Consider the following 26,914-nt stretch of genomic DNA (forward strand, 5'->3'; position numbering starts at 1 on the left):
AACTCCGACAGCTAACGAAGGCGTAGAAACTACTACTGTTAAAGTAATTGCAACAGACGGTGGTGTAATCGTTAAGGGTGCTGAAGGCAAGAACGTAGTAATCACTAACGTACTTGGTCAGACAATTGCCAACACAGTTGTTAGCTCTTCTGAAGCTACCATCGCTGCTCCTGCAGGTGTAGTTGTAGTAGCTGTTGAAGGCGAAGCTGCTGTAAAAGCAATCGTAAAATAAAAAGTAATTTATAATCAAAATAAAATTCTAAATTTTTTACCGCGCATCGTAGAGGCGGTTCGCGAACCGCCCTCACAGTAAGTACCCCGTGAAGGGCGAACAAGCGGTAAATATTAATACTAAAGTAATGAAATAAAGTTCTTCTGTTCTACCTCTGTGAAGAGTGAAAACAGACAAAAACAAAGCCCCGGTTGGATTTCCAGCCGGGGCTTTCGTGTTTTTATAAATAAAGACTTAGCATATTGTGAAGTTTTATCCTATCTTTGTGTTATAACTAAAAAGAAAGGATGAAAGTATGAGTAATACAATACAATTGCAACAGTCGGTATTGCAAGATGTAGCATCTTTGCTAGATGACAATGAGGCAATGAAGAAACTTCAAAAATATCTCCAGCGGCTCAAAAGCGAGAGAATGGCAAAAGAAGAAATGTCTGCCAAAGAAAAAGAGGAAATCCTGGATGATATCAGGGATGGATTGCGGGAACTAAAGTTGACGAAACAGGGGAAACTGAAAAGTCGTCCCGTAGAAGAGCTGCTCAATGAATTATAGTATTGATACCTTGCCAAGCTTTGACAAAAAGGTCAAGAAGTTGGCTAAAAAGTACAAATCGTTGAAAAGCGATCTTCGGGAACTTGTTAAAGAATTAATGCAAAATCCCACTGTCGGTGCCGATTTGGGCAACGGTGTCCGTAAAGTGCGCATGGCTATTAGCGACAAAGGAAAAGGTAAAAGCCATGGAGCACGAGTAATTACTTATACTACAATTATTAGCGTGGAAGAAGGTATAATCACTCTTCTCGCCATTTACGACAAAGCAGAGCAAAATACTATTACCGAGAAAGAAATCTCTCTCTTGTTGAAAGAAATTTAATTTTGTTTACAATTCCTGTGTGGAAATTCACCTTGTTTTTTTTACGCCATCGCTATCGCCAGCACGCTCACCTGTACTCCCGGGATCGTCAGCAGTGCTTCGGCACATGCTCCGATGGTCGATCCGGTGGTGATGACATCGTCGATAAGGAGGATGTGTTTTCCTGCCAGGACTTCGCGGTCGACGACAGAGAAAATATTCTGCATATTCAGCCAACGGTCGTAAGTCTGTTTGTGCGTCTGTGTTTCTGTCTCTTTTGTGCGTCGGAGGCTGGTGGTGTCGATCGGGAGTTTCAAAAGGGTGTTGAGGCCGCGGGCGATCCATTCGGACTGGTTGTAGCCGCGCTGTTTCCGCTTTTTGGGATGGAGCGGGACGGGGAGGAGAAGGTCCGGGCGGTCTGACAGGATCGCTTTTTGATACCTCAGGCCGGCCATACGTCCCAGGCGGAAACCGATCTCACGGTTGTCGTGGTATTTCAGGGAATGGATAAGCTGTTGCACATGGCCACCTTTTTCGTAATGCAGGAAAGCGGCTGCATGGTAAACCGGGACTTTTCCGCCGAACAGGTAGGTGGCGGGGTTCTCTTCCAGAAAATTGTGTCCTGTACGGGGCAGGTCGCAAAGACATTTCAGGCAGATATGTTCTTCCCCTCCGACGAGAGGCATCTGGCACAGCATGCAGAGCTTAGGAAAAAAGAGGTGTAGCAGGTCATTAAAAATCTTCCTCATAATCGTTCCCGTTGAATAATTGTTTCAGACAACGGGATGCTTCCCGGCTTTCAAAGCCACGGCCGGCAGCAAAACGGAGAAGTTTGATGTAGATATCCCGTTCATCTTTGCCTTTGGTCGATTTCTTTTTCGCCTTCAGCAACGATTGGAGGATATCGGCATATTCTTTTTCGTCTATCCCTTCCAGCGCTTCCGAACGGATGGGGGCAGGGATATTCCTTTTTTGAAGTTCGTATGCGATTTTGATGCGTCCCCATTTGTTGAAACGCAGTTTGTCGTTTACGAAATAACGGGCGAAACGATGTTCGTCAATGAATTTTTCCTGGAGCAGACGTGCAATGATTCGCTCGCCTTCCTCTTGGGAGAGGCCGGCGGCTTTAATCTTTTTTTGTACATCCTGGATGCAGCGTTCGGCAGTCGAGCAGTAAGCGGCTGCGCGGCGTAGCATTTCGGGTTCGGTTATCTGTTCCATGTCTGTGCCTTTACGAAGCGGTCTTTACCCGATAGGTCCTGTATCAGTTCCACATTCTTGAATTCCATCATGCGCAGCTATTTACCACGGCTTCGCCCATCTGTGCGTTGATCTCGAAATAGAGGTAGCCTTTCTTTTTCAGTTTCTGTTCGGCAAAGCGGGCGATGTTATTGTAAAACAACAACGGGTTGTCGTCGGGTACGAACAGTGCTAGCGAAGGTTCGTAATCAAGCACGTTTTTCTCCATTTCCGCTTTTTCCTTCTCCATGACATAGGGAGGGTTGCTGACGATGACATCGAATTCATCTTCTATGGAATCAGCCGTTTTGGATGGCTGGAGGATATCTTTTTCGTAGAAAGTCAACTGTACGCGGTTGATCCCAGCATTTCTTTTGGCTATTTTCAACGCCTCCGGAGAGATGTCGAGTGCTGAAACCTGTGCTTTCTTCAGTAATTTTCTTAAAGTGATGGCAATGCAGCCGCTACCGGTACCTACATCCAGGATGTCAATACTCTTTTTGGCATAATCGTGTACGATCAATTCCACCAATTCTTCCGTTTCCGGACGGGGGATCAGCACTGACGGGTTCACTAGAAACTCAAATCCGTAAAAGTCTGTTTTACCGAAAATATATTGGATCGGCTCATATTTTACCAATCGTTCTACGATATTATAAATCTGTGTCTTCTCCTTCTCAGATAATTCTTTATCTTTGCAGAGTAAGAATTGGTGCGGCTGAATATCGCAAACGCGTTCCATTATCAAACGAATGAATGCTTTAATTTCACTTGGCGGATAATAATCTTTGAGCGTATTTTGTATATAGGCGACAGTCCCAGTCATATCAATTTAATTTTAATGCAAAAGTAATGCAAAAACCATTTATAAGCAAAGAAAATGGTCGAGGTTGAGAATAAATATATGGCTCGTTGTATTTCACTAGCCCGTGGCGGAGCGGGCAATGTGGCACCGAATCCGATGGTTGGAGCCGTGATCGTGCATCAGGGTAAAATTATCGGAGAAGGCTATCACCGGAAATATGGCGAAGCGCATGCCGAGGTGAATGCAATCGCTTCGGTTCGTGATGAGTCTTTGTTGAAAGAGGCTACGATATACGTAAGCCTGGAACCCTGTTCGCACTATGGGAAGACACCTCCCTGTGCGGAGTTGATCATAAAAAAGCGGATACCGCGTGTGGTGATCGGGTGTCTGGATCCGTTTCCGGAAGTGTCGGGAAGAGGGGTACGGATGCTGCGTGAAGCAGGTGTGGATGTGGTAACCGGTGTGATGGAAAAGGAAGCCCGGGAGTTGAACCGGGTGTTTATGACTTTTCAGGAAAAGCGGCGGCCTTACATTTATTTGAAATGGGCGCAGAGTGCGGACGGTTTTATGGACCGTGGGCGGACGGATAATACCTCACCGGCTGTCGTATTGTCTTCACCGGAGACGATGCGCAGGGTGCATTCTTTGCGGGCGAATGTGGCGGCTATCATGGTCGGGACGCAGACGGCTTTCCTGGATAACCCTTCGTTAACGGTACGGCATTGGGCTGGAAACTCACCTGTCAGGGTGGTGCTCGACCGGACTTTACGTATTCCCTCGCATTATCATTTGTTTGACGGAACAGTGAAAACACTGGTCTTTACTGCCGGAAAAGCGGAAAACGGGGAGAATGTGGAGTATGTCACCCTCGATTTTTCACAGCCTGTCTTGCCGCAGGTGATGCACGAATTGTATATCCGTAAATTAAATTCGTTGATGGTGGAAGGGGGAGCTGTGCTTCTTGAGCATTTTCTGGAGGAGAATTTATGGGATCAGATATTGGTTGAAACAGCCCCTGTCAATCTGGAATCGGGTGTAAAAGCACCGGATTTGAACAGGGTGGCATCTTTGTCGTTAACGGACGTGAAAAAAGTTCAGAACCACGTAATCACTGTTTTCTCACGGAAAAATCAGTGAGCGAAGTAGTTTAACGGAACTAAAATATTATAAATATTAGCCGATATTGGGAATAAAGCAAAAAATGTTTCTACTTTTGTGGCTTTATATGCAACAAACTTATTTTTGGATGAAAAATAGAATAGTACTATTTGTAGCGGGATGTATTGCATTGTTTCTGTCTTCTTGTCTGAATTCAGACGATCAGGAGTATGAGATACCTAAGGATTGTCAGATAACTTCGTTTTCTGTGAAGAATGATTCAATTCTTGGTGTCAAGGTGGATACAGTGAAGTTTGTGATCGATCAGGTAAACGGACGTATTTTTAACCCGGACTCTCTGCCGTTTGGTACAGAGGTCGAGAAAGTTATTTGTACAGTGTCTGTAGCAACGGGCACCTATACAATCGAAGTGACTCAGGATGCTTTGCCTGACTCTACTTTTTTCTGGAATAGGGAAGACTCTTTGGACTTCTCCAAACCCGTTAAATTTGTAACTGCCGCATACGACGGTATTACAAAGAAAGTGTATAACGCTCAAATAAATGTTCATCAGGTGGTGCCCGATTCCATGAGTTGGGAACTGTATGATTCTAGCGTTTTAGGATTCCCAGTGAAAGAACAAAAAGTGGTTACATGGGGTGAAGAGAATAATGAATATTATTATATGTACGTACAGGGAACTGATGCAAGCAAAGGATATTCATTATATAGTTCTTCTGTTTCCGATGCAAAAAGCTGGACGGAAATGACATTGAACGGTCTGCCGGCTGGTGAGGTTCGTCTTTCTCAGATGACTGAGTATGAAGACGCTTTATTTGTGCCTACAACCAAAGGGGCGCTCTATTGCTCTGTTAACGGACAGGACTGGACGCTTGTTGAGCAGAATTACTCTGTGAAAACTTTATTGGGTGCGATTGAGGCTGTCAATGATGGTAGTCTGAAACAACCTTCGTTCTTGTCTGCTATTGTTGATAATAACGGAGTGTTGAGTTTTGCTTCTCTAAATAATTTGAAGGAATGGCAGCTTGGTGAAGCTGTTTATGACAACTTCCCGGTTACAGGTTTTGGTTCGCTGGCATCTTATTCGACCAGTAGTAAACAAAACAATTTAACAGTGGTTGCTGGAAAAGACAAGAACGGCAAACTGCTAAATTCAGCTTGGAGTACCATGAATGGTTATCAGTGGGTTTTGTTGACCGATATAGAATCTGATTATTTTGATAAGAGAGAAGGCGTAATGCTTTCTGCTTATGATGATAAGTTCTGCCTGATAGGTGGTATTGGTGAATCGAATAAAGCATTTAAAGATATTTATTTCTCCATAGACAGAGGTGTGACATGGACATTGTCGGACACGCTGACTGTGATGCCGGAAGATTATAAAGCGAGAGGTTTTGCTTCCGTTTTAGTGGATAAAGAGAATTTTATGCTAATTTTCGGCGGTAAAGAGAATAATAATGCAAATGATCTGGACCAGATCTGGAAAGGCCGTATAAACCGTTTAGGTTTTAAGGATTGAGAAAGTTCGTGGAGGAAAGTATAATTTTAGGAAGAATTTAGCGTTAGAAAAAGAGGTGTAGAACATAACAGCATTGCATATGACTTCAACTTTTTTTCAACGGATTCTTATACTGATACTGATGGCCGGCTCATTTACCGGTCTCCACGCACAGGAATATAAATATGAAATAGGCGGAATGGCCGGTGGCGCTTACTATATGGGGGATGCCAACAAGAATGCTTTCTTTAAAGGAATGAATCCGGCAGTGGGAGCAGTATTCCGTTATAATGCCAACTTCAGATGGGCTTTCAAAGGCAATCTGATGTGGGGACAGGTTTCAGGCAGCACGGAAGGACTGGAAAATGTTTTTCCGGACAATGCGCAGGCATCGTTCAGCCGTAGCCTGGTAGAACTGGGCGGACAGATGGAGTTTAACTTCTTTCCGTACAGTGATAAATTTGCTTATGCAGGGGCGAAGCGCTTCACTCCTTATGTATTCCTGGGATTAGGAATTACATACGGAACAGGTAATGACGCGTTTTTCGGACCGAATATCCCGTTAGGGGTAGGCGTGAAGTATAAGATCAAGAACAGGATTAACCTGGGGTGCGAGTTCTCGTTCCGTAAATTGTTCGGAGATAAATTCGATGTTACGAACGGGGATAATGCAATACTGGATAATCCGTATCAGATAAGTGGCAGTTTCTTGAAGAACAAAGATTGGTATTCATTTTTACTGCTATCTGTTACCTGGGACTTCGGTCCGCGTAACAGGCCATGTAATAGTATAAACAGCAACAGTACGTTTAGATACTGAGAAACACTATGTCATTGATAGAGGAAATAGACAAAGATCGCTTGCCGCAACATGTGGCGATTATTATGGATGGAAACGGACGTTGGGCCAAAGCGCAAGGGAAAGACCGGAGCTATGGACACCAGGAGGGCGTTATTTCCGTACGTAAAGTGGTAGAGGCGGCAACGACGATTGGACTGAAGTACCTGACAGTGTACACATTTTCGACAGAAACTGGAACCGGCCTGAAGCGGAGGTGAAAGCGTTGATGAGCCTGCTCGTCTCTGCCATCCATCGTGAAACTCCGGATCTGATGAAAAATAATGTACGTCTGATGGCGATCGGTAATTTGGACCGTCTGCCGGAGGATGCGCACGCAACGTTGCTGGATTGTATTAAACAAACTTCTGCTAATACGGGAACTACCCTGGTATTGGCTCTTAGTTATTCTTCCCGCTGGGAAATAACAGAAGCTGTCAGACAGCTCGCCGTCCAAGTACTGGAAAAGAAAATAAACCCCAACGATATAACCGAGACAGTGGTCTCGGACCACCTGACGACCAAAGGCATTCCCGATCCGGATCTGCTGATTCGAACCGGAGGAGAAAAACGCATCAGTAACTTTCTGCTGTGGCAATGTTCGTATGCGGAGTTCTACTTTACCGATGTTTTTTGGCCGGCATTCAGAGAAGAAGAGTTGTATGAAGCTATATTGTATTACCAGCAACGTGAACGCCGTTTCGGTAAGACAAGTGAGCAATTAATCTTATAACAATAGCTGTTATATGTACAAAAGAATAGTGCTGTTTTTTATTTTCCTAGGTTTTGCCTGCGGAGCATTTGCCCAGGAAAGTGACACTACCCAGGTTGAAGTACCGGCAGAAGTGCCGGTCATTAATTATTCGTCGACGCCGAAGCGGTATAAGATTGCCGATATTAAGGTGACGGGTATTAAGAATTATGATGATTTCGTGTTAATCGGTTTCTCCGGATTATCGGTAGGTGACGTGGTAACTATCCCCGACGCCGGAGGTGAGATTACAACAGCGGTAAAGCGTTTTTGGAAACACGGATTGTTCTCGGATGTAAAAATCCTGGCAACCAAGATTGAAGGTGACCAAGTTTGGCTGGAAATTCAGTTGAAACAACGTCCCCGTATATCGGAAGTAAATTATCATGGTATCAAGAAAGGAGAGAGGGAAGACCTTGAGGCCAAGTTGGGTTTGAAGAAAGGTTTTCAGGTGACTCCCAACCTGATGGACCGTGCAAAGATCGTTATTCAGAAGTTCTTTGACGGCAAAGGTTTTAAGAATGTAGACGTTGATATTGTACAGCGTGACGACTTGTCGAAAGAAGGTGAGGTGATCGTTGATATTAATATCGATAAGAACGAAAAGACAAAGATCCACCGTATTTACTTCGAAGGTAATGAAGCTCTATCAGCAAGGGACTTGAAGAAGGCGATGAAGAAGACGAATGAAAAGTTCAGTCTTCCGAACGACTGGAAAACCAGTATCTTGGAAGCATTCAGTACAAAGAAGTTCACTACAGAAGAATACGAGAACGATAAGAATAATATTATCGCTAAGTACAACGAACACGGTTATCGTGATGCAGTGCTGCTATCGGACAGTGTTGTCAACTTTAATGAAAAGAAAGTCGACATCTTCCTGAAGGTAGAAGAAGGTGATAAATATTATCTGAAAGATATACGTTTCGTGGGTAATACACAGTATGCCTCTGATTATCTGGAAGCAATCCTGGGTATGAAACCGGGAGAGGTGTATAACCAGAAGAAGTTGAATGAACGTTTGACGACAGACGAAGATGCAGTTTCCAATGTGTATTATAATAATGGTTATATCTTCTTCAGTGCCGACCCGGTAGAAGTGGATGTGGATAACGACTCTATCTCTTTGGAAGTACGTATTCAGGAAGGCCCGCAGGCTACCATCAACCGTGTAATTATTAATGGTAACGACCGTTTGTATGAAGATATCGTACGTCGTGAGCTTCGTACCAAGCCAGGTATGTTGTTCAGCCGTGAAGACTTGATGCGTTCCGTTCGTGAAATTGCCCAGATGGGACATTTCGACCCGGAAAATATGGAGCCGAAGCCGATACCTGATCCTGATAACGGAACTGTAGATATCCAATATAACCTGACATCGAAGGCAAACGACCAGATTGAGTTCTCGGCCGGTTGGGGACAAACAGGTGTGATCGGTAAGTTGAGTCTGAAGTTTACGAACTTCTCCATGAAGAACTTCCTGAACCCGAAAACTTATAAAGGTATTATCCCGCAGGGTGAAGGTCAGACATTGACATTGAGCGGACAGACTAATGGTCGCTACTATCAGGCTTATAGTATTTCATTTATGGACCCGTGGTTCGGCGGAAGACGTCCGAATACACTTTCTGTAAGTGCTTATTTCTCCAAACAGACTGATATCAGTAGTAACTACTATAATAACAGCATGTCGAATTATTTTGGGGGATATCCTTATTACGGAAGCAGCATGTATGGCGGTTACTATGGTAATTATGGCGGTTATTATAATAATAATTATGAATTGGCATACGACCCGGATAAATCTATCATGATGTTCGGTCTTTCTGCCGGTTACGGTAAGCGTCTGAACTGGCCGGATGACTATTTCCAGTTTATGGCTACATTGAATTATCAGATGTATATCATGCATGACTGGGCATACTTCCTGGTGCAGAACGGTACTTGCCACAATGTAAACCTGGAATTGATGTTGCAGCGTAACTCTATCGACAACCCGTTGTATACTCGTAGCGGTTCACAGTTCTCTATGTCAGTCAGTGCTACTCCTCCTTATTCTTTATGGGACGGAAAGGATTATGCTAATATGTCGGACGATAATCCTGATAAGTTTAAGTTTATCGAGTATCATAAATGGAAGTTCAAAGCAAAGATCTTCTCTCCGTTGGCTCCGAGAGCGATCAAACGTACACCGGTATTGATGACACGTGTTGAATACGGATTCCTGGGATCTTACAACAAGCACAAACGTTCTCCGTTTGAAACATTCTATATGGGTGGTGACGGTATGAGTGGATATTCCAGTACTTACGCGACTGAAACGATTGGTTTGAGAGGTTACGAAAATGGTAGTATTGCCGGTAACGGTGGATATAACTCTTACGGTTATGCTTACTCTCGTTTGGCAATGGAATTGCGTTATCCGTTCCTGTTGGAACCGTCTTCTACGATTTACGGTCTTGTATTTGCTGAAGCAGGTAATGCATGGCGAGATTTGAAGAGTTTCAATCCGTTTGACTTGAAACGTTCTGCCGGTGTCGGTGTACGTATCTTCTTACCGATGATCGGTTTGATGGGTATCGACTGGGCGTATGGTTTCGACAAGGTGGATGGACAACGTAGTGCAGGTGGAAGCAACTTCCACTTCATCATCGGACAGGAGTTCTAATAATAAACAATGGATTAATTTAAAATTAACAATTCATCGTCAAGCGTTAACCATAATTCGTTGGAACAAAGTAAACCCTCTGCTATATTTGCAGTCAGAGAGTGAAACTATAAAAAGAAAGCGTATGAAGAAGATTATTGTTTTGAGTTGTATGATGCTCCTTTGCTCTTTTGCCGGTATGGCACAAAAGTTTGCCTTGATAGATATGGAGTATATACTAAAAAATATTCCGGCTTATGAGATGACGAACGAACAGTTGAGCCAGGTATCGAAGAAATGGCAGAATGAGGTGGAAGCTATCCAGCAGGAAGCACAAAACATGTATAAGACCTATCAGAGTGATTTGGTATTCCTTTCTGCTGAGATGAAAACGAAGCGTGAAGAGGAGATTGTGAAGAAGGAGCAGGAAGCACAGGACCTGAAACGTCAGTATTTCGGACCGGAAGGCGAGTTGTACAAGAAGCGTGAAAGCCTGATGAAGCCTATCCAGGATGAAATCTATAATGCCGTAAAAGAGATTTCGGAAGACAAGGGGTATCAACTCGTTGTTGACCGTGCTTCGGCGATGAGTATTATTTTTGCTTCTCCGAAGATAGATATCAGCAATGAAGTGCTGTTAAAGTTAGGATATTCAAAATAAATGCTTACATTTGTGCGCTTTATGCACAAAATAACATGATTGATTAATAACAATAATATTTTATAGAAAATGAAGAAACTGATTATTTTTTTGTTGATGATCCTCCCGTTAGGAGTTTTTGCTCAGGAAGCAAAGGTGGCAATTGTTAATTCGCAGGAAATTATGATGCTATGCCGGAAATAACTGCTATGCAGGAAACAATGAAGCAGATGAATGACAAATATGCGGGCGAAATGAAGACGATGGAGGATGAATTCCAAAAGAAATATACAGATTATATCGCTCAGCAGGATTCAATGACTGAAAACATCAAACTGAGAAGAACACAGGAATTGGAAGATATTCGTCAGCGTGTTGAAAACTTTACACAGGTTGCACAACAGGATATGAATAAAAAACAGCAGGAATTGTTGGCTCCGATCCAGGATAAGCTTAGAAATGCTATCAAAGCTGTAGGTGATGAAAAAGGCTATGCTTATATCATCGATAACAATCCTGGTATCGTACTTTATACCGGCAATGCTGCAATCGATGCTACTCCGTTGGTAAAAGCTAAATTAGGCTTGAAATAATAGATTCTAATTAGAGATATAACAAAGGATGCCTTTCTATGGAGGGCATCCTTTGTTGTATTATATAAAGAAGGAAGAAATATGTTTTCACAAAAAGCAGGACCTATTGGGATTTTTGACTCTGGCTATGGTGGATTGACTGTCTTTGATAAGATTCGCCAGGCAATGCCTGAGTATGACTATATTTATCTGGGCGATAATGCACGTACACCTTATGGACCACGTTCATTTGAGGTGGTTTACCGTTTCACCCGCCAGGCCGTAATGAAATTGTTTTCCGAGGGGTGTCAGTTAGTGATTCTGGCGTGTAATACGGCATCGGCAAAAGCCCTGCGTACCATTCAGCAGCGTGATCTGCCGGACTGGGATCCTGCCCGCCGTGTGTTGGGAGTTATTCGTCCGACGGTGGAAATGATGGATCAGGTCAGCATTACAAAACATATAGGTATTCTGGGGACAGCCGGAACAATATCTTCACATTCCTATTCACTGGAGATAGAGAAAATGTTTCCTCATATCACTGTGACTGGAGAGGCCTGTCCGATGTGGGTTCCATTAGTTGAGAACAATGAGTTCGGTTCTCCCGGTGCGGATTATTTTGTACAAAAACATCTGGATCATATTCTGTCAGTCGATCACCGGATAGATACGCTGGTACTGGGGTGCACGCATTATCCGCTTTTAATCGGCAAAATCAGACAGTATTTGCCGCAGGGGATAACCGTCTTTGCGCAGGGAGAATACGTGGCAGAGAGCCTGAAAGATTATTTAAACAGGCATCCGGAAATGGACTGCCGACTTACCCGTAGCGGAGAATGCCGTTTCCTGACTACGGAGTCTGCCGCGAAATTCTCGGAGGCAGCCTCAGTCTTCCTGAATGATCCGATAGAAGTGGAGCAGATATCTATTGATTAAAAAAGAATCCGATGAAGTGGCCGAAGCATATATTCCTGTTAGCGGTACTGTTTGTTTGTGCCTGTGCCGATGCGGAAGAACTGGATACCTATCTGCGCAATAAAGGACTGGTCGATATCTCTGCACAGGATTCTACCATTCGTGTACAACTGGTTTATGCAACTCCCGATAATTTTATGGGAGAAGCTGTTTACTCCGGAATCACACGTGCCTGGCTTCATCCGGATGCCGCCGGGAAACTTGTGGCCGCTCAACGGCTGTTGAAAAAAGAAAATCCCGACCTTACGCTGGTTGTTTATGATGCGGCCCGACCGATGTCCGTACAACGTAAAATGTGGGCACTTGTTCGCGGAACCGATAAGGTGAATTATGTCAGTAATCCGGCTAATGGCGGAGGATTGCATAATTATGGAATGGCGGTAGATGTTACTATTTTTGATAAAACAGGCGCTCCCCTTTCTATGGGAACGCCATTCGATTTCTTTGGCGAAGAGGCTCATACGAATAATGAAGAGGTTTTATTGGATGCCGGGAAAATAGATCGCACAGCCTATGATAACCGGCGTTTGCTTCGCCGGATCATGAGAAATGCCGGGTTCCGCATCATTCCTTATGAATGGTGGTATTTCAATGCTTGCAGCCGGGCAGAAGCCCGGCAAAACTATCCTGTTTTGGATTAGTTGATATTCTTACCGAAAGGAGTCAGGGCAAGGGCTGCCATCTTGAAATGTTGCCTTCCCCAGGGGATACCGATGATGGTGATGCACAGCAGTAACCCAAATCCCAGGTGTGTCAGGCAGATCCAGAAACCTCCGAGTATGATCCATAGAATGTTCATGATAATGCAAAGGCAACCTCCGGAATTGCCGTTATCCGTAACCGTGCTGCCAAAAGGCCACAAAGCCAGCAGAGCCAGTTTCAATGTCTGTAGTCCGAATGGAATGCCGATGATCGTAACCATCAGCAGGAGGCTTGAAACCAGATATTCAATACTGGTGATCAGTCCGCCGAATATTAACCAGATGATATTACCTAAAAATTTCATACTTGCATGATTTATAGTTCCTACAAATGTAGCATAATTCTACTTAAAAGCAATAGTTATCGGAGCTGAAACCGATAGGCACCGCTTCATCCGCGGGTAGGCATCCGTTTGAAACCTTCCTGTCCGGATATTTATTCCGTTATCAGAAGTGTATCGGCAACTTCTATATGCCGTGTTTGCATACTGTCCAATTCGGCAAGTACCTGTTGTTTTACGATAGCAAAACTGTCGCGGAGTTCCGCTTTGACAGGTAATGAAGGAGGTGCCTCTATGTTCAGGGGATTTATCGGCTGGCCGTTTTTGTGTACACGGAAATCGAGATGAGGACCGGTTGAGAGACCGGTAGAACCCACATAGGCGATCACTTCACCTTGCTGCACATGACTGCCCACCTGTATGCCTTTGGCAAACTTACTGAGATGCATATAAGTGGTGGTATATACGGAGTTGTGTTTTACTTTCAGGAAATTTCCGCCTCCATTCTGGTATCCTTTGGCAATAACGGTTCCGGCTCCGATGCTTTTAACCGGGGTACCGACCGGTGCTGCATAATCAACCCCATGGTGAGCGCGATAGCGTTTCAGAATCGGATGGAAACGGGCATTCGTAAAACGTGACGTGATACGGAAGATATCCAGCGGGGCTTTCAGGAATTCTTTACGCAGACTGTTCCCGTCCTGGTCGAAGTATTCGAATACGCTGTCCTGGGTAAAGGGGATAGCGACGAAGTCTTTTCCCTGATGAGTGAAAATTGCTCCCTGAATACCGCTTATATTCAGTGCAGTTGTGTCGTCGATATAAGCAATATCATAGAGTACACGGAAAGAATCACCTTCTTTTACATCATAAAAGTCTATTTGCCAGGCAAAGACATCGGAAATATTGATCGCCAGCAACGGGTTTACGCCTTTCGATTGTAATACGTTCCATAAGGAAGAATTGATTGTTCCTTCTACGTACTGGCGTTTTAAAGTAATAGGCTTGTTAAACTCGTAGGCACTGATTGTATCGCCGGTAAAGTCGATCACTGCGTAATCAGTTTTCGATTTAGCAAAAGCAATGTAGCGTATTTGTGCAGTGCTGTCTTGCATGGAGAAGGTATAATAATGCATGCCCGCTTGAAGTTTTGTAGGGTCCAGAACTTCTTTGGAAGATCTGCTGATACTGTCAGCCATTAAGGCAGAGAAACCGAGGTTAGAGAAGATTGCAGCCGGATTATCACCGTTTTTCATCTTATACTCTTTCAGGTCGAGTGTATCGATGCAGATACCGTATTGATATACGCGTTGGAGGCTGTCGATCCATTCGCTGTCAACTTCTTCTTCGCATTGTTTAGGGGTGTTTTTGCAGGAGATACCTACTATGAACAGTAAAATCAAAATAGGTGCAATGCCTGATCTCTTCATTATATCCTCATTTATAGTTTGTTCGTCGGGTGCAAACTTACGGAAAATTATGTAAAGCATCAGGCGCATGGAAGTAGCGTAGAAGGGAAGATTTGTTAATATTGACTAAATAGAATATCTTTGGGGAACAATTTGGACGGATTTGGCGTCTTATCCTTGTAAGTGATATAACAAATAGTATAGATTATGAAAAGAGTGATTTTTTATGTATTGATGCTCCCGATGGTACTTGGATGATGATTTCTTGTTCTGAAGCCAAAACAGACGCAAAGAAACTGGAAGGTAAATGGAATGTGGTGGAAGTAAAAGGCGAGAAGATTCTGAAAGAAGGACTGCCCTATATGGAATTCGATATGGCTCAGAATAAATTGCATGGTAATGCCGGTTGTAATATGTTCAATACAACCATTACATTAGATGCCAACGATGTTTCTTCGATCACTATTGCACCGGGTGCTGCTACAATGATGGCTTGTCCGGACATGGCAACGGAAGATGCGATCATGAAAGCGATGGGTGATGTGAAAGCGGTTAAAGCCGGTAATTCAGAAAGCGAAATGACCCTGGTAGACCAGGACGGCAACGTATTGCTTGTTTTATCTAAAAATTAAACCGTATGAAGAAGTATTTATATCTCTGCCTGGCAGTTGTGGGGATAGCCGTATTTGCTTCCTGTAAATCACAAAAAGCCGTGGTGGCTTCCTATTCAGACCTGGATGGCGAATGGAGTGTAGTGGAACTGAACGGTAAGAAACTTGATCCGGCAGACAGCAAACAGCTTATTGTCATTGATGTTGCCCGTAACCATTTGTCTGGGAATGCCGGTTGTAACCGGATGAACGGCAATATCGAATATTCGGAAGCCCGGAAAAACATCATTAAGTTTCCGCAAGTTGCCACAACGCGCATGGCGTGTCCTGATCTGAAAGGCGAACAGGAGTTTCTGGAAGCCCTGAATAAAGTCGTTCGTTTCGAAGCGGAAGGAAATGTAAAGCCCGTGAATACGATTGCTTTTTACGGGACCGATAATGGAAAGCTGATGGTTATCGAAAAGAAATAAATAAGTAATTTCATAAAAAAGGAGAGGTGGCCCTGTTGAAGGAGGCCACCTCTTTGGTTTAGAGATTGAACATTCCTGTTTGTTGTTGTTTACTTCGCCAATAGTATAAACCAGTATGTTCTAAAAACCACCAATGTATTTTTTTTATTTTTCAATGCCAAAAGCGTGATTGCAAAGTTTTACAACTTGTTCGATAGAATTGAAATCAACTTTGTTTTCGTCAATGTATTTCTTTAATAATTCCTTTTGTTTAGGGAATAGTTTCAAGAATTGTTTTTCTGTAGAGAATCGTTTTAGCCGTTTGTTTTTTTCGATATAGAATTGATATTCTAATTTGGTTATGACAGTGTTTTTTGTATCGTCTCCTGTTCCATAAACCATATTGGAATAGCTATCAACAGAAGCTGTCTCTGTTTTCCCTCCAAATGTTAAGTCTTTTTTTATTCGTTTTTGACCTGAATATTGAACCAAAATTCGTGGGTCAGATTGTATTACTTCTGCTGCCTTATTCTTGTCTACTAATATGAACATCTGTTCTCCAATCTTTATGGATACAATCATTTCAGGGTCTGCAAATTCTTTTATCTCATTATCCTTGTCGATGAATTGGAACATGTTTTTCAGAAGATCGTAGTTTGACTGTACTTGAAAAACTCTTCCATCTTTATAATAAATATAAGAATCAGTAAATTCAGGAAATAAATAGTTGGTATGAACTCCTTGTGCCCAACAGATAAGTGAATTACAACAAATAAAGAATAGAAAAATAATCGATTTCATATTATTAGGATCAAGAGTGATGATAAGAAAGTTACAAGAAGAGAGTTCCAGATGGTTTTATCATCTGGATCCCTCCTCTTCTTGTAATTAATGATTTAAATGGAACCTGAGGTCCATTTATATGCTTCTTCCGAAGTTGCAGGCAACACATGTACTTGAATTTCATACAAGCGTTTGTATTCCGGAGCTCCGTCTGGACGAATAGCAGTGTTGGTCACTAAGTATTGTCGTGGTTGTGTAAAATCGCCTGGTGTACCTAACTTGGGTGCTCCGTTAACCGGATCTACTCTACATGCTCCTTGGTCGTCAAGAATAAATTCTAATACCATTTCGTTTATTTTCACAGGCATGATGACACTACGGAACATACCATCTTGTACTTCTTCGTAATAAGCTGTTGGTTTCACGTTTTCAGAGTCGAATGCCGATTTAACAAACAAGTGACCTTTGTTGGGTGTTATGTATTCAACTTTGTCTAATGTGAAAACATGAATGATATGTTTTTTCCCTTCCGGGGCAGAACTGTCATCAACAATTTCTTTTGTGTTATTGACTTTCATTGTTTCACCAGCAGCTAATGTCTTGTTCAATATTGTCATCGGTGCTCCGGTATTGTTAGTATATTCAATACCGTTCTCGATAGCATCCATAACAGAACGAGCGAGATAATTTTCCAACCATTGCCCTTTTCCGTCATTATGGTTGACTTGCCATACTTTGTTTACGAAAAGTTCACGCGGACGGTTTCTAACCATGGCTCCAGCTAATTCAAGATTTGAATAGACTGATTCGGGCACTTCATCCCAAACAATGCCGCTTTGGCAGCTGGTAAGGGTTGTTATACCAAATATGAAGGCAAATAATAAATTCTTTATTTTCATAATTTCTTTTGTATATATTATTGATAACTTCTGTTTTCCCATCCAGGATTTTGAACAAAATTACCGTTTACATCCAATGTTGTGCGAGCAAAAGGTAATTTATAGAATACAGCATCATTAAATTTACGTTCATAATAAACCACATTACCACTTAGTGAAGTGATCGGACGGATATCGAAATGAGGAGTGAAATATTTAGGATCATCTTTGGGTGCCAAATATCCATTGTCAACTACTTCTGTACTTTCAATACCTTTTCGGAAAATAAACATACCTTTTGATGATTTGTTTAACTCATCAATGGTTGTTTTACCTTCTGATTCACCCCATCTCAACAAGTCGAAATAACGGAATCCGGGGACTTCGAATGCAAACTCGATACGACGTTGCAATTTGTATTCTTCCCACAGATTGTGTCCAACTACTGATTCATCAAAGTTATCTAAACCTGCACGATTGCGAATTTGGTTAACTGCATCGCGAACTTCGTTTTCTTTGCCTCCCAGTTTATAGGCCGCTTCTGCATAGTTTAGCAGTGCTTCTGCGTAACGAACCTGGAAATAAGAAAGTGCGGATTGCGTATAGTTGACAGTTCCGTCTTCATTAAAACGACCTACAGTGTATTTTGTCGGATAATAACTTGTTACTGTTGATTGTGCACGTCCTGTAATAGCTAACTTTTCAGAATTTCTGAATTCGGTGTGAAGCGCGCTATATTTTTCTGAGCGGGTTGGTTCCGACAAGTCGATCCAGGTACGAACTAAGTAACGGAGTTCTTTTTTGTTGTCGAAATAACTGCTATCGTAAATGACTGTCGCGTAGAAACGTTTGTCACGGTCAGTGTACATCTGTAGGTAATTTTCGCTTTCAGCAGCCCATTCTCCGTCTGCATTTTTGGCAACACCCATTTCTTTTGCTTGAGTTGTTTTCCACCATTGCATCCATTTGCCGGTTACTTTATCTTTTTGATAGTAGCAGTCAACCAAATCTTGTGTAGGGTATGAACCACCACGACCACCACCCCAATCAGGAGAAAAGTCGGTAGTAGCTCCATACATACGTCCTTCCGGATGTGAGTTGTTCATCGGGTTGAATCCGGATCTGTTTGCTTCATTAAACATAACCGGCCAAATGGCTTCAACCGATTGGTGTCCGCTGGAAGTATTAAACAGATTGCTATAATCCGGATCCAGTTGATATTTACCGATCACAGATTTTGCAGCGTCATAAGCCTGCTGATAATAATGGTTTGCATTTTTTGAGAATTTGTAAAGCGTTTTACTTTCAGCAGATCCTGAGAGCTTATCGTAAAGACCCTTTGCTGAAGCTTCGGCAGCACATGCAGCAGCTAATGCCGAACGCGATTTTAATACTTGTACGGCCGATTCGTTTATCAATCCTAAAGCGGGTGTAGCAGTTGTCTGCTTGAAGTATTCCAACGCTTTGTCGTAATCAGCTAAAATTTGGTCGAATACCTCCTCACGACTGTTTTGCGGCAGCATGGTCTCATCGAAAATGGTCATCGACTGAGTGACAATCGGCATAATACCCCAATATCTTTCCATGTCGGCATAAAATAGTCCACGGAAAGCATAGCTTTCTGCTAATAGTTGAGCGCGTTCAGAATCAGTCATGTTTGGAACTTCCGGGATACGTTCGATAGCCAAGTTCGCTTGACGGATATTTTTATAACCTGCATCCCAAGGTGCACCGATTAAACCGGTGACACTGTTGAGTTCATCATATTCTCTGTTATTGAAACTATATTGGCGGAACGTATTTTGATCGCGGTCGATATTACCGCAAGCATTGTCAGACCATTGTTCAGCTTGGAATGCACTATTGGCACCGGCCGGACTCCACAAATAAAATTGATTGACAAAAGTGCGGGTCAGTTGGGCATTTGACCAGAATTGTTCTTCGCCTACTTTGTTAGTCGGTTCTATACCCAACGGATCACAGCTGGAGAGACAAACCGCAGCGCATAAGGCTAATATATTTAATTTCTTCATTTTGTTTTTGTTCTAATTGTATTACAATGTTAATGTAGCACTCAATGTGAATGAGCGTTGAGTTGGATAGCTACCCAATTTATTGCCACCCCAAATAGAGTTGGCTGGTAGATATTCCGGGTCTGTCATGTTACTGAATGGGTTGCTTTTCTTTACCCAAGTACAAACGTTGTTTGCAATGAAGTTTACACTTAATCCCTTAATATAATCTACGTTCTTAAGAACGCGACGTTTCAAATCATAGCTAACACTGATGTTCTTTAATTTCAGATATGAAGCATCGTATCCCCATACGTCTACATAGTTATATCCCCATCCGTAGCTGGAATTGGTTGGCAACGGAAGTTTATTGGTAATAGGGTTACTCGGTGTATAAGATTCTTGGAACAGGTATTTGCCATATTTCCAGTAATAATCCTGTTGTGAACGGGCTGGAGATGTAACATCACCTGAAACACTGGTAGCTCCCTGGAAGAATACTTCGAAACTGAAATCTTTCCATCCCATGCCTAATGTGATACCATACAATGTTTGAGGAGTAGTACCTCCACCTTCGTTATATGCATAGTCAGCAATACCTAACACACCATCACCGTTACGGTCGTCCATTCGGAATGTACCGACTGTGTGATTACGTTTGAAATGCAGATACGAGTTATACATATCATCGTAAGAAGTGAAAATACCATTTGTCTGCCATGAGATGTTATAAGTTTCTGCATGAGCATTTACACCCAAGTCGTTCAGGTTGGCATAGTAATAATCTGTACTTTTATCTGCATGTCTTACTGTAACTTCTTCCCAATGTGTATAGTTTGCACCGACTCTATAGGTGAAGTCACCGATACGGTCGTTCCAGTTTAAAGAAAATTCCACACCACCTTTATGGGTTGTTACGTAGGGGGCATTCATTTTCGGAGTATTAGGCAAACCTAAGATCGGAGTATAGGTCAATTCTGGGTTCATGTCAATTTCATCACCCTTGTTTAGGTATAGATAGGTGTCGAATGATCCGGACAAACGGTCTTTCAAGAAACTGAAATCAACACCACCACTGATTTGCTGTGATTCACCCCAAGTCAGATTACTGGAAACGTTGGTCTCGGTCCAAGCTGTACTAGCTCCCATGTTTTCCCCTAACAGAATGGTTTTAGACAAACCATATTGGTTCATGTAGCTGAATGGTTTTGACAATTCGTTACCTACAATACCGTAGCCGGCACGAATCTTGAATGAGTTGATTAAGTCAGTGTTCAGAATGTCTTTGATGAAGGTTTCCTCTGTAAGCATCCAACCTGCAGATGCTGCATAAAAGAATCCCCAACGTTTATCCGGGTGGTAACACAATGATCCGTTATAGTTGGCACTCAATTGTAACATATACTTGCTATCGTAATCGTAAGTGACACGACCGACCAGAGATGCAGAACCCCATAAGCCTTCGTCACCATTCATAGAGTCCATGGTCGATCCACCGTCTATCTGCGTGTTGTAGATGGCTGGATAACCATACTTTTTAGCCATTGTCGAATTGGTCCTTCTCTTTTGGCTGGTATAGTTGAGCATCGCGCTCAGGTTATGTTTACCGAATGAACGAACGTAGTCGGCCTGGACAATACCGGTTGTCAATGAATAATTATTCCAGGTTTGAGACAATTTGGCATTATTCGGGTTGTAGCTGTTTTCCTGAGTTGAATATGGAGCACTGTACACACCTATTTGCGGGTGTTCGAATGTCTTGTTCATGGAATTACTGTAGTTGAAGTTGACACTTGTACTAACAGATAATCCTTCTACCCAGGGCAAACTCCATTTTAAACCGATGTTACTTTGCAAACGATAGTCATCTGTGTTATTGAAACCTGTTCGTAAACGAGCATCTAAACTATTATTCCTTTCTAAACCGGTTGTCCAGTTTCGGGGGATGTTGTTCATTTCATTGTCCTCAATCAAGACGTTGTTGAAAATGTTATCTCCTCCGTACGGTTTTTTGTTCTTAGCCATTACGCCATTTAAATTCAATGTGAATTTCAAACTTTTGTCTTTCAACAAATAGGCGTCGGTGTTGACAATGGCGTTATACTGTTCGTAATTGTAGGAATCACTGATACCGGATTGGTTCATGTATCCCAAACTTGAATAGTATCTAACTCTTTCGCTACCACCTCTTACACTCACATTGGTTTGCGACATAGGTTGAACATGATCAAACCAATCCCATGGATCATAGTTACCATAGTAGTTTTCAATGTCTCCGCCTTGTGTTTTAAATGGGTTAAAATAGTCGTTTATTTCATCTAGTGTATATCCTAAACCGTATTTTTGATTCACCATGTCGGTGATTTCTTGACGGCCGTATCCCTGAGAAGAAAGGTGGTACATATAATATTTGGACATTTCCGTTGCATTGTATGCGGGACTTTCAGCCATACTGGCAGCATACAATTCGTTTTTCTTGTTCACATAGTCCCAAGTACTCATGGGCTTAAACTTATAGGAAGGTGTCATCATGGTCATCTTTTGGCTTACTGATATTTCCAGCATACCTTCTTGTCCTTTTTGGTAGTTACTACCACAACACCGTCTTTTGCACGTGGACCGTATACAGCAGTAGCAGATGCGTCCTTCAAGATACTCATAGAAGCAATATCATCCGGGCGCAGGCGGTTGAAGAATACTTCACCCTGTTCCGTTTCCATTACAACATCATCGATTACATACAAGATTTGGCTACCGCCACGGATCCAAATTTTGGAAGTTTCACCCGGAGCACCTGAACGTGCCTGTGTGATGATACCAGATACACGTCCACCTAATCCGTCACTAGGAGAGGTTACTGGTAATTTAGCGATTGATTCGACTTTTACGTTAACGGCAGCTGCTGTCAAAGTTTTTGTTTTTTGAACACCGGCAAAACCTGTTACTACAACTTCATCTAGTGCTTGGGAGTCTTCCTGAAGTTTGATGTTTAAGTTAGGATTCCCTGTGTACTTGACTTCTTGAGTGGTGTAACCTACAAACGAAATTTGGATAGTTGCTCCATTTTTGACATCTTCCAAAACAACTTTACCATCTAAATCGGTAACATTACCATTTGTTGTGCCTTTTACAACTACGGATGCTCCGGTGACAGGACCGAAATCATCCTCTACAATAACCGTCACTTTCCCATTTTGTTGGGTGATGTTTACGCTTGGTCTAATGGGAAGGGTATCGGCAAGCATACTCGCAGGTGAGCATGTCATTCCGGCCAACAATAATAGACCAATTGGCTTGAAGTTTTTCAACATAATTGATTTAGTTTATTTGTTAATTTAACAAGTTCTAGAAGAACTATGGTTCTTTTTAGGTTACAAAGTTACATATTAAATTAAAATAACAAAAAAATGCATCGCTTTTATTTGATTTCTTTTATAAAACTCTCCGTTTATATAAATGAGAAAATATATAGAGCATTTTCGCCCCAACTTTTTATTATTGTACATGTAGAAATGTATCCTTCAACCATAGTTCTTCTAGAACAATGGTTGTCAAGCCCCCGTTAGTGGCATTAAATCGAGTGTTTATTTAAATTTTATTTATCAGAGGTACGATTTTAGAGAAAGAAAAGGAAAAGACAGATTCCTATGGGTGCATTTTAACAATGCCCATTCTAAGGTCGTTATAATGCCCATCCAAGTTACCTTATAATGCCCATTCAAGCAACCTAACAATGGGCATTGTTAAAATGACTGTTCCTCCAGTCTTAGGATTTGTATCCATTCTGCAATTGACAAGTGCAGGTGTGAAGGTGGTGAAGACAGTGAGGGGTGTTTTGTAAACTTTCTAAATGTATAAATAAAATACGTGGTCTCTTTAAAGAGAGGTCATATTTTATTTATTTTCTCGCGAAGTTTACAATGAGGGGGTAAAAAACTTCACATCCGTCACATCCATATCCGTTTTGTAAAGAAAAAACAGAAACGACTTCTCCAATTGGTTTGAAGGGTGGGATTCTTTTGTCTCCTCTTTGATAGTAATGTTACTGGAGATATTTCATACGGGTAGGCACATTCGTTTTCATTTTTTTTTACTGGTTGTATTATTCTATAATACAGTGGATTGTAGCAAAGGAAGAGTGAGGGGTGATAAAATTGCTTTATGTCGGTAGAAACGGCGCTTGGTCGAAAAAGAATAGTTCTTGACCTGTATTCTTTCGGCCGAGAACGTTTTTGGGTACGGTTGCCTTTGTTTTGTGATTTTTTGTTTTATATTTAAGGCGATTTTAAACAGGAGCTAAATTATGATAACATCCATCCCGTATCAAACTCAAAGAAAGTTCCTTTTGCCTGGCTGCATCAGTGGCAGATAAGTGGAGTGATGCAGCTTGTGGACCACGTATTGTTTAATCGTTAATACATTATTATTATGAAGGCAAGATTTTTTAGTTTGGTATTATTAACCGTATCGATGTTGGTTGTACAGAAGTGAATGATCCGGTCTTGGATCAGGAGGTTAATCAGAATGAAGAAAACATAGCTCAGTTGAAAGCGATGGCAGAGGAAGCCGGGTGGATAGTATCGCCTAAAGTAGTGGAGGGTGAGAGAATAACACCTTTGACAAAAGAGGAAATAGATGCTTTTAAGATTAGGGTGAAAACATATTCTGATTATCCAAGGATGCAGAAAGAACGAGAGATTTAAATAGTATTAGAGGATAAACTGTATCTATGTATGTTCCCATTTTCTCCTATGTTGAAGATCAAAGCTTATGCAAGTGGCTCAATGGTGGTATATGCAACTTATGGGTATTGTTGGAGTAATAAATGTAATCAGTTTCCAATTAAAGTCTATTATGATTTGGATGAACATGGTGATATATGTTATGCTTTTGCCGGTTCGGATTTTATTTTTTGAACCATACGAGTTTTCCCTTTTGAGAAATGCCCTCCAGCAGGATGGAATAGGAGTCGTTTTCGCTGGTCGTATAAAATTCGATGGAGGCTTTACCTTTCCAATTGGTTTGAAGGGCAGGATTCCAATAGAGGGTGGTGCGTAAATCTGTTTTGAGTTCTTCTTCTTTCCACTTAGTCTCATATTTGGGGACATAAAACGTGGCCGGTTTCTGATAACCTAAAAGCCGGGTCATTTGTATGTTCTTAGGTATATAGTTGTATTCCGGGACATCCTTTTTCAATGTAATGGCTATGAAGCTGGCACCGGTCATTGGAAACCAGGCTAATCCGGCTGCGGGTTCTCTGTTGTAATCAATTTGTTCTATGTGTTGTGGGGGGATATTCTCTAATAGCTTTTCGCTATGGATGAATCGTAAACGGGGAATCCGTTTAGAATGATTGTGATGGGTTTGGCTTTTTCGAATTTATCCATATCCCTTAGGCGGTATAAACCACTAGGTTGCAGGGTTAATCCCGGGAGACGAGAGGTTAAAAAAGTTGGTAAATCGATCATCGGTGTCTTTTTCAGCTCCTCCTCTTTGATAGTGATGGCACTGGGAATGCTTTCATACGGTGTTTTATACACCTTTTTCTTAGCCGTTACTACGACATCTTCTAAAAAGATAGAACGCATGCCATTTTCATACGTCATTTTCCGTTCAGCTTTGTTCAGAAACTCAACCGTTTCGGGCGAATCGGAGTAGATGTAATATCCGGTAGGCGTTTCAGTATTGTTCCTCGTAGCAGGTGGCAACAAAGGGTAAACAGTACCTGTTTCCGGGAAAGTCTCTGTGTCTAAAGCCAGTAGAACGTTTTTTCCGTTTTTCCGTGTCGTGGCCTGTATATTGTAGATGGTACTGTCCGGAAATTCGAAGCCGTTGAAAATAAACCTGCCGTTTTCGTCAGCGTGTACTTCCTCCAATACCCTTTGGTTGGGTATGTGTATTTGTATTTTGGCATGGGGTATGGGTTTGTTGCCAACTAACCTTTTCACAGTTCCGGTGATTTGTTGATTCTCTTCGGTAGGAATGGTCGGTCGCTTGTAATTGGCGACCAGAGCTTCTTCGATGGGGTATTTCCGCCATCCTTGCGTCAGCATGAGCAGGTCCAGTCCCGCTCGGTGTATGCTGTCATTCCCTCGGAAGTACCATCCCGGATCCTCGATATGCCCTTTCAGCTCGGAGTTCAACAGCAAAGAGGTGAATATGGTATGGGTAGAATCCGGTAACAGATCGGCATTGTTGGTTATGGCGAGGGAGAAATTGCCTTGTACGGGTTTGCCTCTGGCATCTTTCAAGGTGATGTCCAAACGGATTTTTCCCTTTGGAGTATTAGTCTCTTGGGCTGTTTCTATATAAGCAGTGACCGGTAGGTCGTTTTGGGCGAAGATTTGCCGTTCGCTGATGATCTTGCCTTGCGGGGATAGCAATAGCAGATGGACGATACCGGAGGTGAAAGCCTCTTTGGGCAGGGTGATCCGGTGGGTTTGTTGGAATGAACGAACAAATAGTGGATATCCCCGTTGATGGATCAGTAAAGTCAAAGGCGTTTCGGAAGCGACACCGTTGGGGTAGAGCAAGAAAATGTGGTAGCTGTACGCGCTTTCCTTTACGTTCAGCGTGTAGGTGTTCGTTTCGGCGGCGGGCAGTTTGAAGCGTTTTTCCACGCCGGCTTGTGAGGTACATTCCGCATAGTAGTCTTTTCCGGCTTCCGGTGTCCAATAGAATGCCCCCATACCGGCATGAGACGTTTGGAAGATACAGATTTCATTCCCTTCTTCGTCTTTTACAACTCCGAATATGTTTTCAGAAAGTCCGTAGGTATTGATAGCTTTGAACGCCATCTTGGATTGTACCCCAGCTGGCAGATTCCCCCCTTCCGGCAGGAAGTCAACATGGAAATCATTGTCGGGAAACGATATGGGAAGGAATTGCTGGAAGTTGGCCGCTTCGAGTTTGATGGCTTTTTGTTTGTATTTGGCAGGAGAGAGCTTAAAGTTCACGGCTTTGTCTTCCGTCCAATGGTCGATTTTTTTTTTTTCGTTGTAGAGGTCGATATTCTCCAGGGGAATGTATTCTTTAGAGGCGTTGTTGAACATTTTGAGCGTTCCTTTGACCTGTTTCTGTCCGTTTTCCCTTTCGTAAGAAATTTGTGTGGACAATGATTTGCAGAGTGGTGAAACGATCTGTATGGGTTTGTGAAAAAAGAAATCTTCATCAGCGTTTTGCATGTAGCGGGTATATGCCCTGAGTGTGTATAGGCCTGTTGGCAAGACTTCATCCAAAGGAAGGTAACCGTGGAACAGGTTGTTTTTGTCCGGTCTGATCTTTATACGACAGACTGTTTCCCCGAACGGGTTGACCAGTTCGGTGTAGATATACCGGCTGTCAATTTTCTGCATGTAATCCAAAGCATTGACTAGATAGGCCTTGAACCAGATGGTGTCTTTTCCGGCATACAGGGAACGGTCGGTATGCAGATGCAGTTTTTCATTCGGGTATAGTTCGCTCTGCAACCGTAACCTTTCGGCAATCGTGTCGGGTTGTAACTGGGCTTTGGCAGGGACGCCGATGAGGCATATCAATATGAGTATGGCTGTAATCATGGTAAGCGTCTTTTATATTTTTGCAATAATACGAAAAAAAGAATGAAGTTTGATTTTTTTGTTT

The 26,914-nt window shown here is 42.4% G+C and carries 23 protein-coding genes and 4 pseudogenes; 15 read left to right on the forward strand and 12 right to left on the reverse strand.

The genetic code is table 11. From position 1 onward, the window contains the following. Positions 1-4: 4 nt before the first annotated feature. The 3 genes and pseudogenes from DXA15_RS25790 to DXA15_RS01825 all read left to right on the forward strand — a co-directional run. Positions 5-232 (forward strand): annotated as a pseudogene (locus tag DXA15_RS25790) (DUF6383 domain-containing protein); the annotation flags it as partial. Between the two features lie 295 nt (positions 233-527). Then, positions 528-782 carry a hypothetical protein gene (locus DXA15_RS01820; protein WP_128132922.1) on the forward strand — a complete coding sequence of 85 codons (255 nt, stop codon included), beginning with the start codon at positions 528-530 and terminating at the stop codon, positions 780-782. Then, positions 772-1,104: a type II toxin-antitoxin system RelE/ParE family toxin gene (locus DXA15_RS01825; RefSeq protein WP_048315111.1), complete on the forward strand. Its 333-nt coding sequence runs from the start codon at positions 772-774 to the stop codon at positions 1,102-1,104. Before DXA15_RS01820 ends, DXA15_RS01825 begins: the two co-directional genes overlap by 11 nt. A gap of 41 nt (positions 1,105-1,145) precedes the next feature. Here DXA15_RS01825 and DXA15_RS01830 read toward each other — a convergent pair whose 3' ends face one another. The 3 genes and pseudogenes from DXA15_RS01830 to prmC form a co-directional block, all read right to left on the reverse strand. Further along, positions 1,146-1,832, reverse strand: a complete 687-nt coding sequence (locus tag DXA15_RS01830) for a ComF family protein (protein ID WP_199676186.1) — start codon at positions 1,830-1,832, stop codon at positions 1,146-1,148. Continuing rightward, on the reverse strand, positions 1,816-2,304 hold the full coding sequence (locus DXA15_RS01835) for a regulatory protein RecX (RefSeq protein ID WP_010801965.1): 489 nt from the start codon (positions 2,302-2,304) through the stop codon (positions 1,816-1,818). The genes DXA15_RS01830 and DXA15_RS01835 overlap by 17 nt, the downstream gene beginning before the upstream one ends. Beyond that, positions 2,292-3,148: pseudogene (gene prmC, locus DXA15_RS01840) on the reverse strand (peptide chain release factor N(5)-glutamine methyltransferase). The gene DXA15_RS01835 and the pseudogene prmC overlap by 13 nt, the downstream one beginning before the upstream one ends. 54 nt (positions 3,149-3,202) lie before the next feature. Here prmC and ribD point away from each other — a divergent pair. The 9 genes and pseudogenes from ribD to DXA15_RS01885 all read left to right on the forward strand — a co-directional run bounded on the left by ribD (position 3,203) and on the right by DXA15_RS01885 (position 12,808). Next, positions 3,203-4,264 carry a bifunctional diaminohydroxyphosphoribosylaminopyrimidine deaminase/5-amino-6-(5-phosphoribosylamino)uracil reductase RibD gene (gene ribD / locus DXA15_RS01845; RefSeq protein ID WP_128132923.1) on the forward strand — a complete coding sequence of 354 codons (1,062 nt, stop codon included), beginning with the start codon at positions 3,203-3,205 and terminating at the stop codon, positions 4,262-4,264. A gap of 64 nt (positions 4,265-4,328) precedes the next feature. Then, on the forward strand, positions 4,329-5,765 hold the full coding sequence (locus DXA15_RS01850; RefSeq protein WP_199676187.1) for a DUF6242 domain-containing protein: 1,437 nt from the start codon (positions 4,329-4,331) through the stop codon (positions 5,763-5,765). A gap of 79 nt (positions 5,766-5,844) precedes the next feature. Continuing rightward, positions 5,845-6,564 (forward strand): DUF6089 family protein, encoded by a 720-nt coding sequence (locus DXA15_RS01855; RefSeq protein WP_128132925.1) that lies wholly within the window; start codon positions 5,845-5,847, stop codon positions 6,562-6,564. Positions 6,565-6,572: 8 nt separating this feature from the next. Next, positions 6,573-7,315 (forward strand): annotated as a pseudogene (locus tag DXA15_RS01860) (isoprenyl transferase). Between the two features lie 13 nt (positions 7,316-7,328). Further along, positions 7,329-10,001, forward strand: coding sequence for an outer membrane protein assembly factor BamA (gene bamA / locus DXA15_RS01865; protein WP_128132926.1), 2,673 nt, complete (start codon positions 7,329-7,331; stop codon positions 9,999-10,001). A gap of 124 nt (positions 10,002-10,125) precedes the next feature. Next, positions 10,126-10,641 (forward strand): OmpH family outer membrane protein, encoded by a 516-nt coding sequence (locus tag DXA15_RS01870; protein WP_007654951.1) that lies wholly within the window; start codon positions 10,126-10,128, stop codon positions 10,639-10,641. 69 nt (positions 10,642-10,710) lie between these two features. Then, positions 10,711-11,213, forward strand: a pseudogene (locus DXA15_RS01875) (OmpH family outer membrane protein). A gap of 81 nt (positions 11,214-11,294) precedes the next feature. Further along, the gene (gene murI / locus DXA15_RS01880) at positions 11,295-12,128 is read left to right on the forward strand and encodes a glutamate racemase (RefSeq protein ID WP_128132927.1); all 834 of its coding nucleotides are present in this window, start codon (positions 11,295-11,297) and stop codon (positions 12,126-12,128) included. A gap of 11 nt (positions 12,129-12,139) precedes the next feature. Beyond that, positions 12,140-12,808, forward strand: coding sequence for a M15 family metallopeptidase (locus DXA15_RS01885; RefSeq protein WP_128132928.1), 669 nt, complete (start codon positions 12,140-12,142; stop codon positions 12,806-12,808). Here the strand turns inward: DXA15_RS01885 and DXA15_RS01890 are convergent. Then, the gene (locus DXA15_RS01890) at positions 12,805-13,173 is read right to left on the reverse strand and encodes a YccF domain-containing protein (RefSeq protein WP_007654943.1); all 369 of its coding nucleotides are present in this window, start codon (positions 13,171-13,173) and stop codon (positions 12,805-12,807) included. The genes DXA15_RS01885 and DXA15_RS01890 overlap by 4 nt on opposite strands. 131 nt (positions 13,174-13,304) lie before the next feature. Beyond that, entirely contained in the window at positions 13,305-14,579 is a 1,275-nt protein-coding gene (locus DXA15_RS01895; protein ID WP_128132929.1) for a peptidoglycan DD-metalloendopeptidase family protein, read from the reverse strand. Positions 14,580-14,812: 233 nt separating this feature from the next. Here DXA15_RS01895 and DXA15_RS01900 point away from each other — a divergent pair, with 233 nt between their 5' ends. Both DXA15_RS01900 and DXA15_RS01905 read left to right on the forward strand, forming a co-directional pair. After that, positions 14,813-15,190: an META domain-containing protein gene (locus DXA15_RS01900; protein ID WP_233566674.1), complete on the forward strand. Its 378-nt coding sequence runs from the start codon at positions 14,813-14,815 to the stop codon at positions 15,188-15,190. 5 nt (positions 15,191-15,195) lie between these two features. Beyond that, positions 15,196-15,639: an META domain-containing protein gene (locus tag DXA15_RS01905; RefSeq protein WP_007654936.1), complete on the forward strand. Its 444-nt coding sequence runs from the start codon at positions 15,196-15,198 to the stop codon at positions 15,637-15,639. Positions 15,640-15,783: 144 nt separating this feature from the next. Here the strand turns inward: DXA15_RS01905 and DXA15_RS01910 are convergent, their stop codons facing one another. The 5 genes from DXA15_RS01910 to DXA15_RS25795 all read right to left on the reverse strand — a co-directional run bounded on the left by DXA15_RS01910 (position 15,784) and on the right by DXA15_RS25795 (position 22,602). Next, the gene (locus DXA15_RS01910; RefSeq protein WP_128132930.1) at positions 15,784-16,419 is read right to left on the reverse strand and encodes a hypothetical protein; all 636 of its coding nucleotides are present in this window, start codon (positions 16,417-16,419) and stop codon (positions 15,784-15,786) included. Positions 16,420-16,514: 95 nt separating this feature from the next. Further along, positions 16,515-17,342 (reverse strand): hypothetical protein, encoded by an 828-nt coding sequence (locus DXA15_RS01915; protein WP_233566675.1) that lies wholly within the window; start codon positions 17,340-17,342, stop codon positions 16,515-16,517. Further along, positions 17,318-19,312, reverse strand: a complete 1,995-nt coding sequence (locus DXA15_RS01920) for a RagB/SusD family nutrient uptake outer membrane protein (RefSeq protein ID WP_128132932.1) — start codon at positions 19,310-19,312, stop codon at positions 17,318-17,320. The genes DXA15_RS01915 and DXA15_RS01920 overlap by 25 nt, the downstream gene beginning before the upstream one ends. Positions 19,313-19,333: 21 nt before the next feature. Continuing rightward, complete coding sequence (locus DXA15_RS01925) at positions 19,334-21,856, reverse strand: SusC/RagA family TonB-linked outer membrane protein (RefSeq protein WP_233566677.1); 2,523 nt, start codon at positions 21,854-21,856, stop codon at positions 19,334-19,336. After that, positions 21,838-22,602, reverse strand: coding sequence for a carboxypeptidase-like regulatory domain-containing protein (locus DXA15_RS25795; RefSeq protein WP_233566679.1), 765 nt, complete (start codon positions 22,600-22,602; stop codon positions 21,838-21,840). Before DXA15_RS25795 ends, DXA15_RS01925 begins: the two co-directional genes overlap by 19 nt. Positions 22,603-23,778: 1,176 nt before the next feature. On the opposite strand from DXA15_RS25795, the gene DXA15_RS01930 reads away from it, so the two are divergent. Next, positions 23,779-23,994, forward strand: a complete 216-nt coding sequence (locus tag DXA15_RS01930; RefSeq protein WP_128132933.1) for a hypothetical protein — start codon at positions 23,779-23,781, stop codon at positions 23,992-23,994. A 202-nt stretch (positions 23,995-24,196) separates the two neighbouring features. Here DXA15_RS01930 and DXA15_RS01935 read toward each other — a convergent pair whose 3' ends face one another. After that, complete coding sequence (locus tag DXA15_RS01935) at positions 24,197-24,517, reverse strand: hypothetical protein (protein ID WP_128132934.1); 321 nt, start codon at positions 24,515-24,517, stop codon at positions 24,197-24,199. Positions 24,518-24,591: 74 nt separating this feature from the next. Next, positions 24,592-26,850: an MG2 domain-containing protein gene (locus DXA15_RS01940; protein ID WP_128132935.1), complete on the reverse strand. Its 2,259-nt coding sequence runs from the start codon at positions 26,848-26,850 to the stop codon at positions 24,592-24,594. Positions 26,851-26,914 lie beyond the last annotated feature (64 nt).

This window comes from Parabacteroides sp. AM58-2XD (assembly GCF_003463685.1).
GTDB lineage: Bacteria > Bacteroidota > Bacteroidia > Bacteroidales > Tannerellaceae > Parabacteroides > Parabacteroides segnis.